This is a genomic window from bacterium, from assembly GCA_029210545.1.
In the GTDB taxonomy this organism is placed as follows: Bacteria; BMS3Abin14; BMS3Abin14; order BMS3Abin14; family BMS3Abin14; genus JARGFV01.
This window is the reverse complement of sequence record JARGFV010000012.1, coordinates 1-14,908: the sequence shown is the minus strand read 5'-3', so window position 1 is coordinate 14,908 and position 14,908 is coordinate 1. Positions and strand designations below refer to the sequence as shown.

The following is a 14,908-nucleotide window of genomic DNA, read 5'->3' as shown; positions in this document are numbered from 1 at the left end:
TTCGACGCGTTGCCCTTCATCTTCGTGCCGTCCAGCGAAATATGGATTCCGGATAATCACGCGGAACGTGTGATTTCCGGAATGACGATCGCGCCTTTTCCCCGATACTCCGACACCCCGATGCGCCGATACTGTTTTTCTCCGTGTCTCCGCGTCAGGACCTCAGAATGCGAACTTTTCCCAGGTCCATCTCACCGAGCCCCATCCTGTAGGCGGCGGTCACGAAGGACAGATCCTCAGCCCTGACATCGAAAAGGGTCGCCCCGTAAGCGTCGATGGCCACGGGATCGGCGCTGGCCGCAACCCGGTCCAGGACCCTGACGTCCTCCATGCGCCCCCCGGTAGGGCCGTTGCGCACAAGGATCCTGGTGGCGTCTAAAACCGTCAGTTCCGGCATGAGCACAGAGGTCAGGTCGGCCAGTTTCTGCCCGATCCCCGAGTGAAAGGTGCCCCGGTTGCCCCCCATGAGGCCCATGAGGTTCTTCATCCCCAGAGTCAGACGGCTGATGCTGTGATGTTTGGCCACCGGGACATTGATGATGGCGTCGGCCTTGAGCGCCTCCTCGTAAAGTGGCCAGCTCTTCACCGAAACGCCCATGGGGATAGCGGTGTTGACGAACCGGTTGTTCAATACGTGATCCAGGCTCACCTTGCCGCCGGGAAGCTTTTCGGCCATCTCCTGCATGCCGCTGGTCCGGTAACAGCGCCGGGCGTCGTTGCAGCTCCGGTCGAGGATGACGACCTTCTGCGCACCGGCCGCAAGACACATCTCGGCCAGGGCCCGAACGACCTCTGGATGGGTGTTGGCGGCCTGCTCCACCCGCCGGTCCCACCCGATATTGGGTTTGACCAGAACGCGATCCCCCTTGTTGACAAAAGCGGCCATTCCTCCCAGCTTTTCGACAGCTTCCACGGTGATGGCGTAAGGGTCCGGGCCCTCGGCCACCGAGAGGGTGGAGATCCCGCCGGGCGCCGCGGCCGCGCTCCCTCCGGGACCGATGACCGCGCCAGGCATGGCCAACAGGGCCACAGCCCCCTTGAGGAACTGACGCCGGGTCACGCCGCCTTGGGAAAAACTCATATGAGCTTGACCTCCTTGAGGTACTCCCTGGCGACGCTGGCCGGTTTCGTGGCCTTCCCCTTTAAAACAAGGCTGTCGAGACGCCCGTCGTCCAGGACAACCTTGGTGCCTATCTTCTCGAGGAGCCGGGGCAGGGCCGGAAACTTCTTGAGAGTTTCCTTGTGGACGACCACCGAAGCTGCTCCTTGGGAAGCCGTTCCCGGAGAGGCATCACCTGTCTCCCGTCCCGAATACCCCATGGGCTTTAGCCAGATGAGGTTGAGTTCCTCCTCGAACCGCTTTTTAATGCGCCGGAACCGATCTTCCGGGGACAAGGTCCCCCATTCCTCCCCGTAGCGCGAAAGGGCAGCGTCCACGTGGTCGATGTAAAGGTCCACCTTCCCCTTGGCGACCTGGGCCAGGAGCTTTTCACGATCAGTGAAGAACTTGACCTCCACCGTGGTGCCGGTGCGCTCGTGGATCAGGATGGAGAGGATCCGGACAACCATGCCCTGCCGGTCATCCTCCAGGGAACCGAGCACCAGTTTTCTTCCCACGCAAGCGTGGGAAACGTGAGGGATGGTAATAGTAAAGGTAATAACTATAATGACCATTACCAGAAGTTGATTTATTAACCTTTGCATCACCATGTCATTCGCCTCTTTGGTTTTCTCCCCACTTCTCTTTTCCCATTTTCCGGTTCTTCTCCGTGAGCTCCGTGTCTGGTGAACGCTCTGGCAAGCCTTTTCTGAGACTGCTTCACTCAGAATCGGTTCGCAGTGACAAACACAGCCGCTCAGTCGCCGCGTCTCCCCCTCTCCGCGTCCCCGCGTCTGCTCTTCCCCCCATACCCCCTTACTCCCATACCGCTCTTCCCTCGCGTCCCCGCGTCCCCGTGTCATCGAGTTCGAGCCAATGCCGGTCTATCCGTTAGAAAAGGCTCAAACAGCACCTTGCCCAACCCTTCCTCCACTCTTCCATCGAAGAATCCAGACTCTATGGCAGCGGCTTCCGCTTTTCCCCACCAGTTGCCGGCCATCGGGAGGTCCTCGGACTGGTCGATACCCAGCTTGACGTTGTAGTCGCTGTTCTCCTCGACGGCGTTTTCGGCAAAGACCGTCAGGCCGCGGCATTTCACGACGGCGAACACGCCCACACGGTTACGGACAATCCGGTTTTTCCGGATGTCGGCGCCGGCCCCGCGCTCTTCGAACCGGATGCCGTTCTCATTTTCGATGAGCAGGCTGCCTGTCAGGGACACCTGTGCCGTGGAGAACCGGAACCCGTCCACGTTGTGCCTGGCCGTCAGGCCGGTAAAAACACCGCGCGTGTAGTGGACCTGGACTCCGCTGTAAGCGTACTCGATCACACTGTTTGCCATCGAGACCCCGTGAGCGTGGTTGACCATGACATATTTCCAGTCGGCCGGTTCGGGGGCCGCGGCAGCCGAGGTGAACAGGACCGGGTCATCGGGTGTGCCCTGGACCTTCAGTTCCCCTTCCACCCTGAGTTCGCTGTCCCCGATACCGTCCGAGTCGTCATCCCTGGGAACGAACCGTACGGTGGTCCCGGCCCTGACGGTCAGGATACCCGTTTGGGTGACGATGACGACCCCGTCTATCAGCACGTCGCCTTCCCAGGTTGTTTCCCCGGAAACCACCTGGACGACCGGAGTGATATCCGCCGCCGCAACGACCGGCATCCAGAATCCCGCCGCCAGGACCAGAACAGTTTGAACGCTTATGAACCTCACGGCACCAGGACCCCTTCAACCACGATATCCACACTTTCCAGGGTCTGCCCTGCCTTGAGGAGAAGGCTGTGATCGGGGGTCCCCTGATAATGCCCGAAAAGCTCACCGGGGGCCGGGTTGTCGCCGTAGCCATCCCTGGCGCCGACGTAATACTTACCTGGTCCGGGCAGGGTAATGGTGTACCTGCCCTGGATGTCCGTCAGTGAAGAGAGGCCCGCAGGCTTGTGATGTCCCATTTCCGGTTCGAGGTAGGCGAAGACGTGGACACCGGAAACAGGACGTCCCTTCCCATCGGTCACAGTACCGCCGAATCCGGGCTGCCCGGACAGACCCGGCGCCGCGTTGATGTCACGGTCCTGCCGCTTGGGTGTCAGGGGCAGGGCCACCTCCACCACCTTCCCGGCGGTAACCTGGACGGGGTTATGCCGATAGTAGGCGATGAGGTCCCCTTTCAACATCGGCCCCACGCCCTGCCCGGATCCCCGTTTCCTGGCGATGAGGTAATAGCGTCCTTCAGGCACCATGTCCAGCCTGAAACGGCCGTCGGGGCCGGTGGGCGGTGCCCGCAGAAAGCCCATCCCCCTGAAACCGTCGGAATCATCAAAATAGAGGGTCACGTTGACCTTGTCGCCGGGAGCGCCATCAATGAGAACGGTCCCTGAAAGAGCCCCGTCGTAAGAGTTTCCTTCCGCTTCGGTGTATACCGGCGCCGGCCACCGTTCCAGGATAAAACCGATCCACGGGCGGTCATCTTCCGACACGGTCACGGGGTTCTGGCCGCAATAAGACCATAGCTGACCGGCTTCGGAAGCCAGGTACCAGGTCCCCGGACCGACCTCGAGGCTGTACTTCCCGTCAGGACCGGTGGGAGAGGAAACGGCCACCGGTTTTTGGGAAAAATCCACCGACCTGTAGGCCTGGACAACCCCGTTTTCCACCGATCCGGTCCCCGTCACCAGCCGGCCATCCACTCCGCCGGCGAAAACACGGGAGACAAAAAGAAGTACAAGGAAAAAAACCGCTTCCGTACAGATCCGGGAGACCATGATCCCGTTTTTTCGATCAGAACCCCAGTTCACCGGAGTTTCCTTTCCAGCCTTTGAGCCCCGCCGTAACGGGCTCTTTCTCCAGGGCCGGCCAATACAGGACCTTGTCGAGGGTGTAGCTCTCATCTCCGAACCCTTCGTAGGTCACCTTGTCCAGATCGTGGCCATCGTAAAGGGTCGATATCTCCACCGCCTCCCCCTTGTTTTTCATCTCCCGCAAGGTTTTTTTGTCCCACCAGTTTCCGGTGGCATCCACCGCCTCGGGAAACTCCTCGGGCCCCTCGGCCAGCCTGGGGTTGCGGCTGCCGGCCCGGGTAGCCGCCTGCATGACCAGCCGTTTGGAACCGGCCCTGCCCTCCCAGTTGGAGGACTGGAACTTCCCCAATTTGATGTGCAGGTCGTTGCCCGCGAACAGGTTGTCCCTGATGCGCGGGTAGGAGGAAAAATCACAGAACAGCCCCACCTTTGAATCGGCTACTACGTTGCCCACAAATTCAGAGGCGTTCTTCTTGTTGAGGTGGACCGCTTCTTCCATCTTCTCGATGCGGTTGTCCAGGATGCGCGGAGAGGAGAACTGGTTGACGAAGATCCCGTATTTCCCCCCGGACATGAAGTTATTGCGGATGGTCGGGGAGGTGTACGACAGGGCGAGGACAGAGGCATCCTGATTATCCACGAACCGGTTTTTCTCGACAATAGTGTCCGGGCCGTTCTGGTAGAGCCTGATCCCGGCCTTGTTCTCCCTGAAAAGGTTCCCCTCGATCTTCCCCGGATACCGCTGGTGGACCTGGATACCGAGGCTGTTGCCCACGAACCGGTTGCCTGAGATCTCCGGCACTCCGCCCGAAGCGATCCCCAATCCTACCTCGTTGCCCTCGAACAGGCAGCCTGAAACCCGGCCCACCGATTTCATATCCACGGCGATGCCGATCTGGTTATCCTTCAACTGACAGTCCGTGATCTGTGCCGAAGCCTCACGAACCAGGTGGATGGCTGTTTTCGAACCCGAGACGAACGCATCGTCGATGGACAACCGGCTGGCGATGAGGCTCAGGGCGGTCCCGGCACCGCCTATCTCGACCCAGGTGACGGTCCCCTCGGCCCCGCTCAGGAAGGTGATCCCTTTCCACTGAACCCCTTCCGACGGGACGATCACCACGGGACGGCCCTTTTCCCCCTGGATCCTGAGCTGTCCCTGAACGGTCATGCCCGAACCGGGCCGCGGCCGCACAACCGACCCGGCCAGGATCGTGAGCACGGCTCCCCCTTTGACCATCACATCCCCTTCGAGGACGAGCGCCCCTTCCAGGATCACTTCACCGGTGATCTCGGCCGGGATAGTGTCTGGCCCGGAAACCGTATCCGGATCCGTTGGGGCGGAATGTAGCTGCGCAGCCGCAAGACCGGTCAACAGGGCTGCCGAGACCAGCGCGGCGAGAAACCGTGTCACTTTCACTGCGCCTTTTCCTTCCTGACCACGATGGAGGTCACCGTTTCCTCCCCGGGCCTGACCTTGACCGTTCCGCCGCCCTGGCCCCCTGAAAACTCATCCGGCAAGGCCGGCCCCCCGAAACGCTCCCTGGCCACCAGGGTGTACTCTCCCGGCCTCGGAATCATGAGGGTGAACCGGCCGTCCGGTCCGCTCGGTGCGGAAAAGTACAGGGGCCTTCCCTTTGTCTCATCGGGGAGGTAGGCGAGGACCCGCACTCCACTGACCGGCAGCCCCGCAGGATCGACTATTTGTCCGCGAACCGATGGGGGCGGCGGTTCCCCTTCCTCCAGCTGACTGATCCGGGTCACCGTTTCCAGGTTCAGATTAACTGTTTCCGACTCGCCGACCACCACGGGGTTTCCGGGGTAGTAGTTGAAATAATCCCCGATCTCCATGGGGCCGTACATGCCTCCCTTCAGCCGTTTGCGGGCAATGAGAAAATAGCTTCCGGGTCTCACCGAAGCGCGGAACCGGCCTCCCGAGCCCACCGGGATCGTGGCAAGGCCAGGTCCGCGAAAAGCGTCATCAGCCTTTTCGTAAAGGTAGAGGTACAGCCTCTCGAGAGGCTGGTCCTGGTAGGTGACCACACCGTCGATCCTGCTCGAATCCCCTTTTTGCCGGTCTTCGAGCTTTACCTTGACCAGGTTGAAACCGACAGGCGTCCAGGCGCCCGCATTCACGGTGACGGGGCTTCCGCTGTAGTAGCAGAAGTAGTCGCCGGGACCGGGCCGTCGGCCCTCCACGCCGGGGCTCCTTGCCACCAGCGTGTACTGGCCGGGGGGAAGCTCCAGGCGGTACGTGCCGTCGGTGGTGGTGGGATCGGAAACGGCTGCCGGATCTGACATGTAGTCGCCGCTCCCGTCCTTGAAGGCCTGGATGACGACACCCTCCACCAGTTCTCCCCGCCATGCGACGCGACCGTGCACTCCTGAATCTGCACGGATAATCCCGGGGAATACGGCCAGTGCGGCTGCCAGGCTAAATACGATCCAGATATAGCGGCAAAGTCCGGCAACCCTGTTCCGTGCCGATTCCGGTGTTTGACGTACGGGTGTTGAGCGTTGGTGCGTACGTGCGAATGCTTTTACGGATACACGCGTCACGCAATCACGCACACACGAACGCTTCATTACCAGACCTCTCTTACCGTAATATCCAGCGAAGGCGACGAAGTACCAATCTCCAACACCAGCGGCTCAGCGCTATCCCCACCCCACGCCCCCATGAACTCACCCGGCTCCACCGGTCCGCCAAACCTTGTCCTGGCTCCAAGGTAGTATGTACCCGGAGTATCAACCGACAGGGAATAGCGTCCGTCCCTGGCAGTCGGCGGGGAAATGGCATACGGTTTACCCACCATCCTGTGATCCGCGTAAAGGAACACGTAGGCGCCGGCCAACGGTGAACGGTTCTCATCTCTTACCACACCCTCGACGGTTATCGAGGCCGCCGAAACCGCCCAGCGATATTTTTCCCACGATCCCCTGTCCACGGGGCGCGTGTCCAGACGCCCCAGGTCGATAGCCTCCTTGCCCACCGCCAGGGGGCTCCCCGGGTACTCTCCCACCAGGTCGCCCACATCGACGGTACCCATGCCGTCACCGGACCAACCGAACCTGACGGTCACGGTGTACGAACCGGGGGACAGGGAAGCCTCGTAGTTTCCTCCTTCCCCCGTCCTCGCTCTCGCCACGTACCCGGGGCCACGGCGAACGCTCCCCGGATAGAAGTACACGTACGCCCCGGCAAGGGGAGCCCCGTCACTGAAGACGGCTCCGGTAACCCTGGTCTCTCCCGTCCCGGCGCTTCCAGCCCCCCCCGAATCGGTAAGGATAAGGGGTGGCAGCTCCATGGATCCGGAGTTCACGACAACAGGGATGTCCCCGGTGGAGGCAAAGAGCATCCCGCCCGATCCCGGCCCCTCCGGCCGCTTGCGGGCCGTGATCCGGTAGGAACCGGGTGCCAGGGGGATATGGTACACACCATCCGACCCGGTGTTGGCTGCCCCTGCCGCTTCGCTGCTTTCGCCCTGGAAGGCAAAAGCCTGGACGTAAACACCGGACAGCCCTTTACCCCTGAAGAGTGTCTGACCGCTCACACCTGTTCCGTCCCCTTTAAGCGGGGTGACGAAAAGGGTGCTGAAAAACAGGAATGCGAAGAGGAAGTTCCGGGTCGTTGCATTCATGGCAGGAAATCAAGGCGGGAGGTTTCCCTCCCGCCCCCCTCAGCACGGATGTACGCTGCTGCTGCCCACTACTCTGGGCCTGACGTATCTCACCTTTTTCACAGGTCGACCTCCTTTCGTGCAGCTTCCCCCTTCCCGGCCATGGCCCGGAGAAGAGGAAAGGTAAGGGCATAACAGAGGGCACCGGCCACCAGTACCCGTGAGTAACCGAAGTTCATTGCCAGGATCACCGTTCCAAGAGAGCCTGCCACCGAAGTGGCGCCGTTGACCGCCCATGCCCAGGGCACCAGGTTCCCGGCCCTTTCCGAAACCCAGACCAGGCCCGTTGGAAAAAAGATCCCCATAACGAACCCCTGGGGGGACAGCAGCACGGTGGTCACGAGGATCCTCCAACCGGTCCCGAGATCCAGGGACGGTGAAAGAGCCCCGCAGACCGCCCACGTAACGATAGAGAGCAAGATCGATGCCAGCGACAGCAAAGGCAGATAGCGGCCGAGGCGACGGACTCCGCGTCCCGACCAGAGGCTTCCGGCGGCCGAGGAAAGAAGGAGGACAACCAGGACGACGGTGAGAGAATAGGTCGGGTTTCCCAGGAAAAGGGCAAGTCGGTGCATCATCGTGAGCTCGATGGTCATGTATCCGAACCCTATTCCGGCGAAATAGGCCGAGGTCCGCGCAAGGGGGAACCGCTGTCGGCTGGCGGCTGGCTTTTTGCCGAGGAGAGGGAGGAGTAACAGGAGTGCGATGGGGAACAGAAGGCCGACGGCCATGGTCCGTAATACGATGATGTGCCTTTCACCACGCTCCGTCGGTTTGAAAAAAACATTGAAAAACCGTGACTTGGGGACGTTGTTGTAGAAAAAGGGACGGTCGTCGGTGGGAGGCGAGATATCAAAGCGGCCGCCGGTTATATCCTGACCCCGCACGGCATCCGCAAACCGTCCCTCTGTGGCGATCCGGGGCAGGTATTCGATGGTAAACCCTTTTTCAAGAGCAATGCTCCCGAGCGCCTGGATCTCCTTTTCGGTGAAGCCGCCCTTTCTCAAAAGGACCGTGGCCAGACCCCGCTCACGCAGAACGGCAATGGAATTTTCGGGTGAGGGGTCTCCCTTGTCCACGAGAAGGTCTCTGGCAAGGGACACGAGACGCAGCGCCCTGAGACCGAAAACCGACCGGGTAAGTGACAGGATTCCGTCTTTTTCCAGGTGATCCCAATACTCCCGGAACGCCTCCTTCGTGTAAAGAAAGTTGGCGCTGAGGGTAAACGCACCGGCTGAGGGGCTGTTCTCACCGAATACGGAAGTTGCCTGGATCACGTCAAAAAGGTCCGTCTCCCGCGCGAGCCTCGATCTCCCCTCTCCGATGATCGTTCTGACACCCGGCAGTGAGTACGGTCCTCCCGAAAAGTCCCTGAACCGCTCGTTCACCGCCTCCACGATGAGGGGGTTTAACTCCACCGCTGTGACCCGGGAGGCCCCGCTGCCCAGGGCTGTCAGGATATCCCGCCCGCCGCCGGGACCGATGATAAGGGAACTCGCTCCGGGGCGCAGCTGGAAAGCCGGGGAAATGATGTGCCAGGTCGCCCATTGGGGCCGGGGATCACCCCCGGTGTTTTCCATGATAGGGGTGTACCCGGCGTCATCCACCAGCAGCCCCATATGTTCAGGGTGCCGGCCGGTGTACCTGCGGCCGATACCCCACGCCTGCTCGGCTTCCCATTGGCTCAAGGGGTAGACCACGACCCTGGACAAGGCGTTCCACGCCGAGAAGCGGATATCCGGTTCCAGCTGTCCCCTCGCGTAGGGCATTCGTACGATACGGTCGGCAGGCCCGTTGTAAATGGCCGTTCCCACCAGGAGAACCGCTACCCCCAGGATAACCAGTCGCCTGGTCCTTTTTACGAGGAAAAATGAGGCGGCGAGGGCGGAAGCGGAGGCCAGGGGCAAGAGGGACGGAGCCCCAAGGAGCTTAAGTCCCGGAACGAACAGCAGGCAACCGGCGGCAGCACCCGCAAGATCTGCCGCGTACAGTTTCGCAACGCGGCGCTTCGCCACGCGCATGAACAGCCCGGCAAGCGCGATACCGGCCGCGGTGAACGGCACGGTAATGACCGCGTAAAGAACCGCCATGGACAGGATAACCGCACTGTCCGGTCCCGGGGGGGCCTGCCGGAACGGCTGGTAATAGGGCTGGTGGAAAAAGCTCAGAAGCGGGAACAGGATGCCTGGTTTTAACCGCGCGGCCCACAGCAGAAGAAAAGGCGCCATGGTGGAAAGGCCGGCGGCCACGGTCCAGGGAGCCAGGCTCCCCGGGAACCGCTTTTCCGACACCGTGGACGGCCTTACGTGCACGACCACTCCGCCGATAGCAAAACCGAGGAGAGCCGCGGCGATGGAAAGGGAGGCGAAGTGGTACCACATGAGCACCGAGAACAGACGGGTCAGGGTCAGTTCGTAAAGGAGCACCGAGAGGCTGACCAGAAAGATGGCGATCCCCAGATTGTCCCTTTGGTTCATTGGGCCGGGCCTTCCCAGGGCTCCCGGCGCCTCGTCAGTTCAAACGCGCGTACGATCCCGTCCCGGGCGGCCCATATAACAGGATCCCAACCTCCCGACCAGGCGGGACGGCCGTGCACGGCTCCGGCTGCCTCGACCCGTAGCCTCACTCGTCCGGTCATGGGGTCGAGGGCGGCAAGGATCCCGTCCTCGGTCCCGGCCCACAAGGTCTGTTCTGTACGGCTCAAGGTATGGACGGCCGAGCCGAGCTCGGTCCGCCACAACAGGGCTCCATCTGAGTCAAAGAGGTAGAGCGAACCGTTACCGTCCGCGGCAGCCGCGGAAACCAGAGGCGGCTGGCCCAGAGCGATGGGGGAAGCGTACGTACCGGGCCCTCCGAGTTTCCTGGACCAGCTCTTTTCCCTCCCGCGGAACAGTTTCAGGATACCTGTCTTGGTCACCACAGCAAGTTGGCCATCCATGAGACTCGCGGGGGATGACCAGACAGGTTCGCCCAACGGCATTTTGACCAGTATGACTCCCTTGTTGGTGACAAGGTAGTAGGTCCCGGACTCCGTGATGACCTGGATATTTCCAGCCTCAACGATGGGTGTTGCCCGGATGGGCCCATCGAGGAGAACACTCCACTCCGGTTCAAGGGTCCAGGGGTCCATGGCCCGGAGTTCACCGTTCCAGAGCCCCTGGACGACCTTTCCTTCCAGCAGAACGGGTGAAGCCTGCCGGTGGTCATCGGCAAGAGAGGCCGGCCACTTCCCGGTTTTCAAAACGGTTTCTCTTTCCACGTCCAGTCTCACGAAGGTACGGTCCCAGGCAGGGAACAGAAGTGCGGAGCCGTGTGAAAGCGGCGTGGCATCCACCACATCTCCCACGGGCGTCCTCGACAGGATATTCCCTTCCTGCGCACCCAGTACGGTGATCCCCTCCTTCCAGCTGGCCACAGCCACACGTTTCCCGGGCAACAGGACAGGGCCGCCGTCCACAAAGGATCCGATCTCCCGCTCCCAGAGGCTGTGCGCTTCCCAGACGGTTACAGTAGGCCCGGCCATGAGCCTCGGACTTCCGGAGGCCAGGGCGGCAAGGTCATCACGGTCAGGTATGACCACGACACCCCTCTCCTGACCCTCATTGGACGCCATGTGGGGGGTGTCCCCCTCGTAAAAATCGCCGAACCGGATGTCCGCGGAGGTGTTGTCTGAGAAAACGTTCCCGGTAATCCACGATTCCGAACCTTGTTCGAAGATGAAGATCCCGTGGCGGTTACCTATGATGCTGTTGCCGGCAATGATTATCCTGGAGTCGCGCAGGTTGATACCCTTACCCACGTTTGCCGCTACAGCGTTGTTAACAAACAGGAAGCGGCTCGTACCGAACCGGGTCCCGTCGATGTTGTCCCGGAAAATACTGTTGGCAACCACACCTGAACTGAAATGCACGTGCAGGCCGTAGCGGGAGTGCTCCAGAACGCAGTACTCCAGAACCGTCCCCTCGCTGCGGTCGATGCGAAGCTCCAGCCAATCGCCCGGTTCGGGGTTCTCGGCCGCGCTGGAAAAAAAGATAGGCGCGTCCGGCTCTCCGCGGGCCACGAGCCTGCCCTCGATAACCAGTCGCGAGTCGTTGACGCCGTCTCCGTCCGGGTCGTAAGGCTCGAAGAGGAACCGTGTCCCCGGTTCGACAGTCAGAACCGCCCCTTGAAAGACCTTCACCTCACCCCGAATCCGGATATCTCCGGAAACAGTGAGGTCCTGGCGAATTTCAGCCGGGATCGAGTTTACCTGGATATCAGGACGGTGCTGGGGGCCGGTGCAGCTGGATAGCAGCAGCAAGAATATAGCTGCCATGAGGAATCCAGAATCCAGGATCCAGGATCCAGGATGAAATCGCAGGTGCGTTAAGCGTTTATGCGTACGTGCGAAAGTCCTTACGCCTGCACGCCTCACGCACACACTCACACACGTATAGTCCATCACCATACTTCCCTCACAACGATATCCACTCCCTGAACCCTGTCCCCAACTTCGAGGGTAAGGGAATGGTCCTCGGTCCCGTCGTAAAACCCCATGAGTTCCCCTGTCTCGGAGGGCCTGCCGATAACCGACCTGGCAGCGGCGTAAAAAAGACCGCCCCGGGACACCTCCAGGCGGTAGCGGCCATTATCGTCTGAAGGTGAGGAGATGAAAGCCGGACGGCCCACCATCTCGGGGATGTCGTAAAGCACCATCCTCATCCCTGCTGCCGGCTCGCCGGTGATCGTCTGAATTGACCCCTCGATGATGATCGCCTCACCGTGGGCGAGAGATCCCTCTCCCCTCGGCCTGTTTATTTTGACCATGGGAAGGTCGGCGATAAGACCCTCCCCTTCCCTGAGAGTGACCGGGTTATGGGGGTAAAACCCCGCAAGGTCTCCCCTGAGTAGGGGCCCCTGGAACGATCCACCCGGGACCCTGAACCGGGCCAGCACGAAATACCTCCCCGGCGTCACGTTCAGAATGAACCGCCCCGAACTGTCCGTCGCGGCGCTTTCGGCGTACGGAAGACCGCGGAACTCCCCCGACGCGTCCAGGAAAACGCCCACCAAAGCCCCCTGAACGGGCCTCCCTTCAAAGAGGACCTTACCCGTGATCCCTTTTCCCCCTTCGACGATCACCGGTGGCGGAGTAGATTCAACAAAGGGAAGGACGACGGCATCGGTCATGTCCCCAAAAAGGCGGAGGGGGTTATTGGCCCAGAAGGCAAACAGTTTTTTCCCGGAAACGGTATCCTGGCTCGATCCCATCAGGAAGTAGGGTCCGGAAGGCAGATTTATCTCAAAACTGCCATTTTCCAGGACAGCAGTCTTGTGTACAGCTCCCCCCGGCTCGCCTCTCATAACCATCACCTCGCCGGACGGCAGGCTACTACCCTCGTATCGGGCCGTTCCAATAAGATTATACGTACTGTCGGCAAGCTGCCTGGTGGAAGCGCAGCCGGTAACAATAGCCAGCAAAGGGATCACGACTGTAAAGAATTTAGGCGCTCTCATGGTTGCAGGTCTCGTTTGCTTATCCTGATCTCAAATCTCATATCTCAGGGTCATCGCTGGAAGGAAGGTATCAACCTGATTTAAAAAAAGGGCTGCCATTGTTTCCAATAACAGCCCTTGCAAGAACCGTGTCTAAATCCAGAAATTCATATGCTACAGGATTTCCGGATCTGATTTAACCAGAAATTCCAGGCAATACGCCCAGACCTTGATCGAGAGTCAGCTGCCCTCGACGATAGTGACAGTTTGGCCGTTTTCGTAGATCCCCGAAGCCTTGAGCCCGCTCGGGAAAACCACATCCACCTGGTAATCACCGGAAGCGGGCAGCCCGAAATGCAGTTCCAACGGAGCCTGGGAGCAGAACCCGGTGAGGGTTTTGACCTCCTGGACACCGACGAGCCTGCCGCCGCTGGAAACACTGACCCTGGCGCCCACGGCATCGGCGTTACTCACCGTCCCCTTCAGGCGGACCTTCAGGTAACGGTTATCGTTGAGTTCGTTCCGATACAGCTTGTTGCTGACGCCCCAGTTGACAACGTACAGGTCCAGGTCACCGTCGTTGTCGATGTCGGCAAAAGCAGTCCCTTTGGTTCTCACCGTTTCGTTCTTCAGGACAGGGTACTCGTTAGCCACATCTGTGAAAACGCCGCGGCCGTCGTTAAGGTAGAGCTTGTTGGCAAGCTTGCAGTCACCCTCGTAAAGGTCCAGGTCACCGTCATGGTCCACGTCGCCGAAGGAGGGACCTTTGCCCCATCCCTCGTCAGCCAGGCCGGAGGCTTCGGAAACATCGGTAAAGACCCCCGAGCCGTCGTTGAGATAAAGCTTGTTGGGACCCACATAGTTGGACACGAAAAGGTCGAAATCGCCATCGGTATCGACATCCGCGAAGGCGGCGCCCAGGCCCCAGTTTCCATCGGCAACGCCTGCATCCCGTGAGGCGTCCCTGAACGTACCATCGCCGTTGTTGATGTAAAGCCGGTTCGGTTCACCGGCAGGATACCGTCCGTTGACGACGTAAAGATCCGGGAACCCGTCCCCGTTCACATCGGAAAAGACAGCGCTCCAGCTCCAGCCCCTGTCCCCGACTCCTGCATCGACCGTCACATCGGTGAAAGTCCCGTCGCCGTTGTTCCGGTACAGGGTATTGGCGGCCCCGACACCGTAATTGGCCAGGTAGAGGTCCAGGTAGCCGTCGTTGTCCACATCAGCAAAAGCGGCTGAATAGGTAAACTCCTTGGAACCCACGCCAGCCCTCGAGGTCACGTCGACAAAGCGTCCGCCATCATTGAGGAGAAGGCGATTGGCCTCTATCTCGTATCGGCCTCCCTTGACGATGTAAAGGTCCTGATCACCGTCGTTGTCTATATCCCCGAAGCATGAGCCCATGGAAAAACCTGGATCGTCGAGCCTGTCCCCCGCTTCCCGGCCTGCCGCTGCGAAGATACCGGTGCCGTCGTTGATGAACAGGGCGTTCTCGCCGCCCTTGTTGGAGACGTAAAGATCCAGATCTCCATCGCCATCAACATCCGCAAAGGCGACCCCTTTCCCGTGGCCCCTGTCACCCACTCCGGCCACGTCGGTGATATCCGTGAACTGAAGGGCGAAAGACGCCGTGGGAAGGACAAGGAGTACTGCCGCCGCCAAGGCAATCGGCCACATGGAAACTCCCCTCATGCTCATGATTCTTCTCCTTTCAATGTTGACAGGGTCGCAAAAAGTCCAATCCGGGACTTTTCGCTCCACGGAAAGGGAAAAGCGTGGTTTTCCCTTTCCTTACAATGACTGCTGATAGATCACCAAAGTCTGTGCGAGACTTTGGCTCAACGGGAACCGAAAA

The 14,908-nt window shown here is 60.3% G+C and carries 11 protein-coding genes; all 11 read right to left on the bottom strand.

The genetic code is table 11. The annotated features are described in order from the left end of the window. Nucleotides 1-154 precede the first annotated feature (154 nt). A complete protein-coding gene (locus P1S46_02530; protein ID MDF1535361.1) occupies nucleotides 155-1,081 on the bottom strand; it encodes a DUF362 domain-containing protein in 927 nt (308 codons plus the stop codon). Then, nucleotides 1,078-1,602, bottom strand: a complete 525-nt coding sequence (locus P1S46_02525; protein ID MDF1535360.1) for a hypothetical protein — start codon at nucleotides 1,600-1,602, stop codon at nucleotides 1,078-1,080. Before P1S46_02525 ends, P1S46_02530 begins: the two co-directional genes overlap by 4 nt. A 356-nt stretch (nucleotides 1,603-1,958) precedes the next feature. Continuing rightward, nucleotides 1,959-2,813 (bottom strand): NosD domain-containing protein, encoded by an 855-nt coding sequence (locus P1S46_02520; GenBank protein ID MDF1535359.1) that lies wholly within the window; start codon nucleotides 2,811-2,813, stop codon nucleotides 1,959-1,961. Further along, nucleotides 2,810-3,892 carry a carboxypeptidase-like regulatory domain-containing protein gene (locus tag P1S46_02515; protein MDF1535358.1) on the bottom strand — a complete coding sequence of 361 codons (1,083 nt, stop codon included), beginning with the start codon at nucleotides 3,890-3,892 and terminating at the stop codon, nucleotides 2,810-2,812. The genes P1S46_02520 and P1S46_02515 overlap by 4 nt, the downstream gene beginning before the upstream one ends. Beyond that, nucleotides 3,876-5,315 carry a right-handed parallel beta-helix repeat-containing protein gene (locus P1S46_02510; GenBank protein ID MDF1535357.1) on the bottom strand — a complete coding sequence of 480 codons (1,440 nt, stop codon included), beginning with the start codon at nucleotides 5,313-5,315 and terminating at the stop codon, nucleotides 3,876-3,878. Before P1S46_02510 ends, P1S46_02515 begins: the two co-directional genes overlap by 17 nt. Beyond that, nucleotides 5,312-6,277: a carboxypeptidase-like regulatory domain-containing protein gene (locus P1S46_02505; GenBank protein MDF1535356.1), complete on the bottom strand. Its 966-nt coding sequence runs from the start codon at nucleotides 6,275-6,277 to the stop codon at nucleotides 5,312-5,314. The genes P1S46_02510 and P1S46_02505 overlap by 4 nt, the downstream gene beginning before the upstream one ends. Before the next feature lie 203 nt (nucleotides 6,278-6,480). Continuing rightward, nucleotides 6,481-7,536: a carboxypeptidase-like regulatory domain-containing protein gene (locus P1S46_02500; protein ID MDF1535355.1), complete on the bottom strand. Its 1,056-nt coding sequence runs from the start codon at nucleotides 7,534-7,536 to the stop codon at nucleotides 6,481-6,483. 98 nt (nucleotides 7,537-7,634) lie between these two features. Further along, nucleotides 7,635-10,052, bottom strand: coding sequence for a hypothetical protein (locus P1S46_02495; GenBank protein ID MDF1535354.1), 2,418 nt, complete (start codon nucleotides 10,050-10,052; stop codon nucleotides 7,635-7,637). Continuing rightward, nucleotides 10,049-11,890, bottom strand: coding sequence for a NosD domain-containing protein (locus P1S46_02490; GenBank protein MDF1535353.1), 1,842 nt, complete (start codon nucleotides 11,888-11,890; stop codon nucleotides 10,049-10,051). The genes P1S46_02495 and P1S46_02490 overlap by 4 nt, the downstream gene beginning before the upstream one ends. 125 nt (nucleotides 11,891-12,015) lie before the next feature. Then, on the bottom strand, nucleotides 12,016-13,071 hold the full coding sequence (locus tag P1S46_02485; protein ID MDF1535352.1) for a hypothetical protein: 1,056 nt from the start codon (nucleotides 13,069-13,071) through the stop codon (nucleotides 12,016-12,018). A gap of 219 nt (nucleotides 13,072-13,290) precedes the next feature. Further along, nucleotides 13,291-14,751, bottom strand: a complete 1,461-nt coding sequence (locus P1S46_02480) for a CRTAC1 family protein (protein MDF1535351.1) — start codon at nucleotides 14,749-14,751, stop codon at nucleotides 13,291-13,293. Nucleotides 14,752-14,908: the final 157 nt, after the last annotated feature.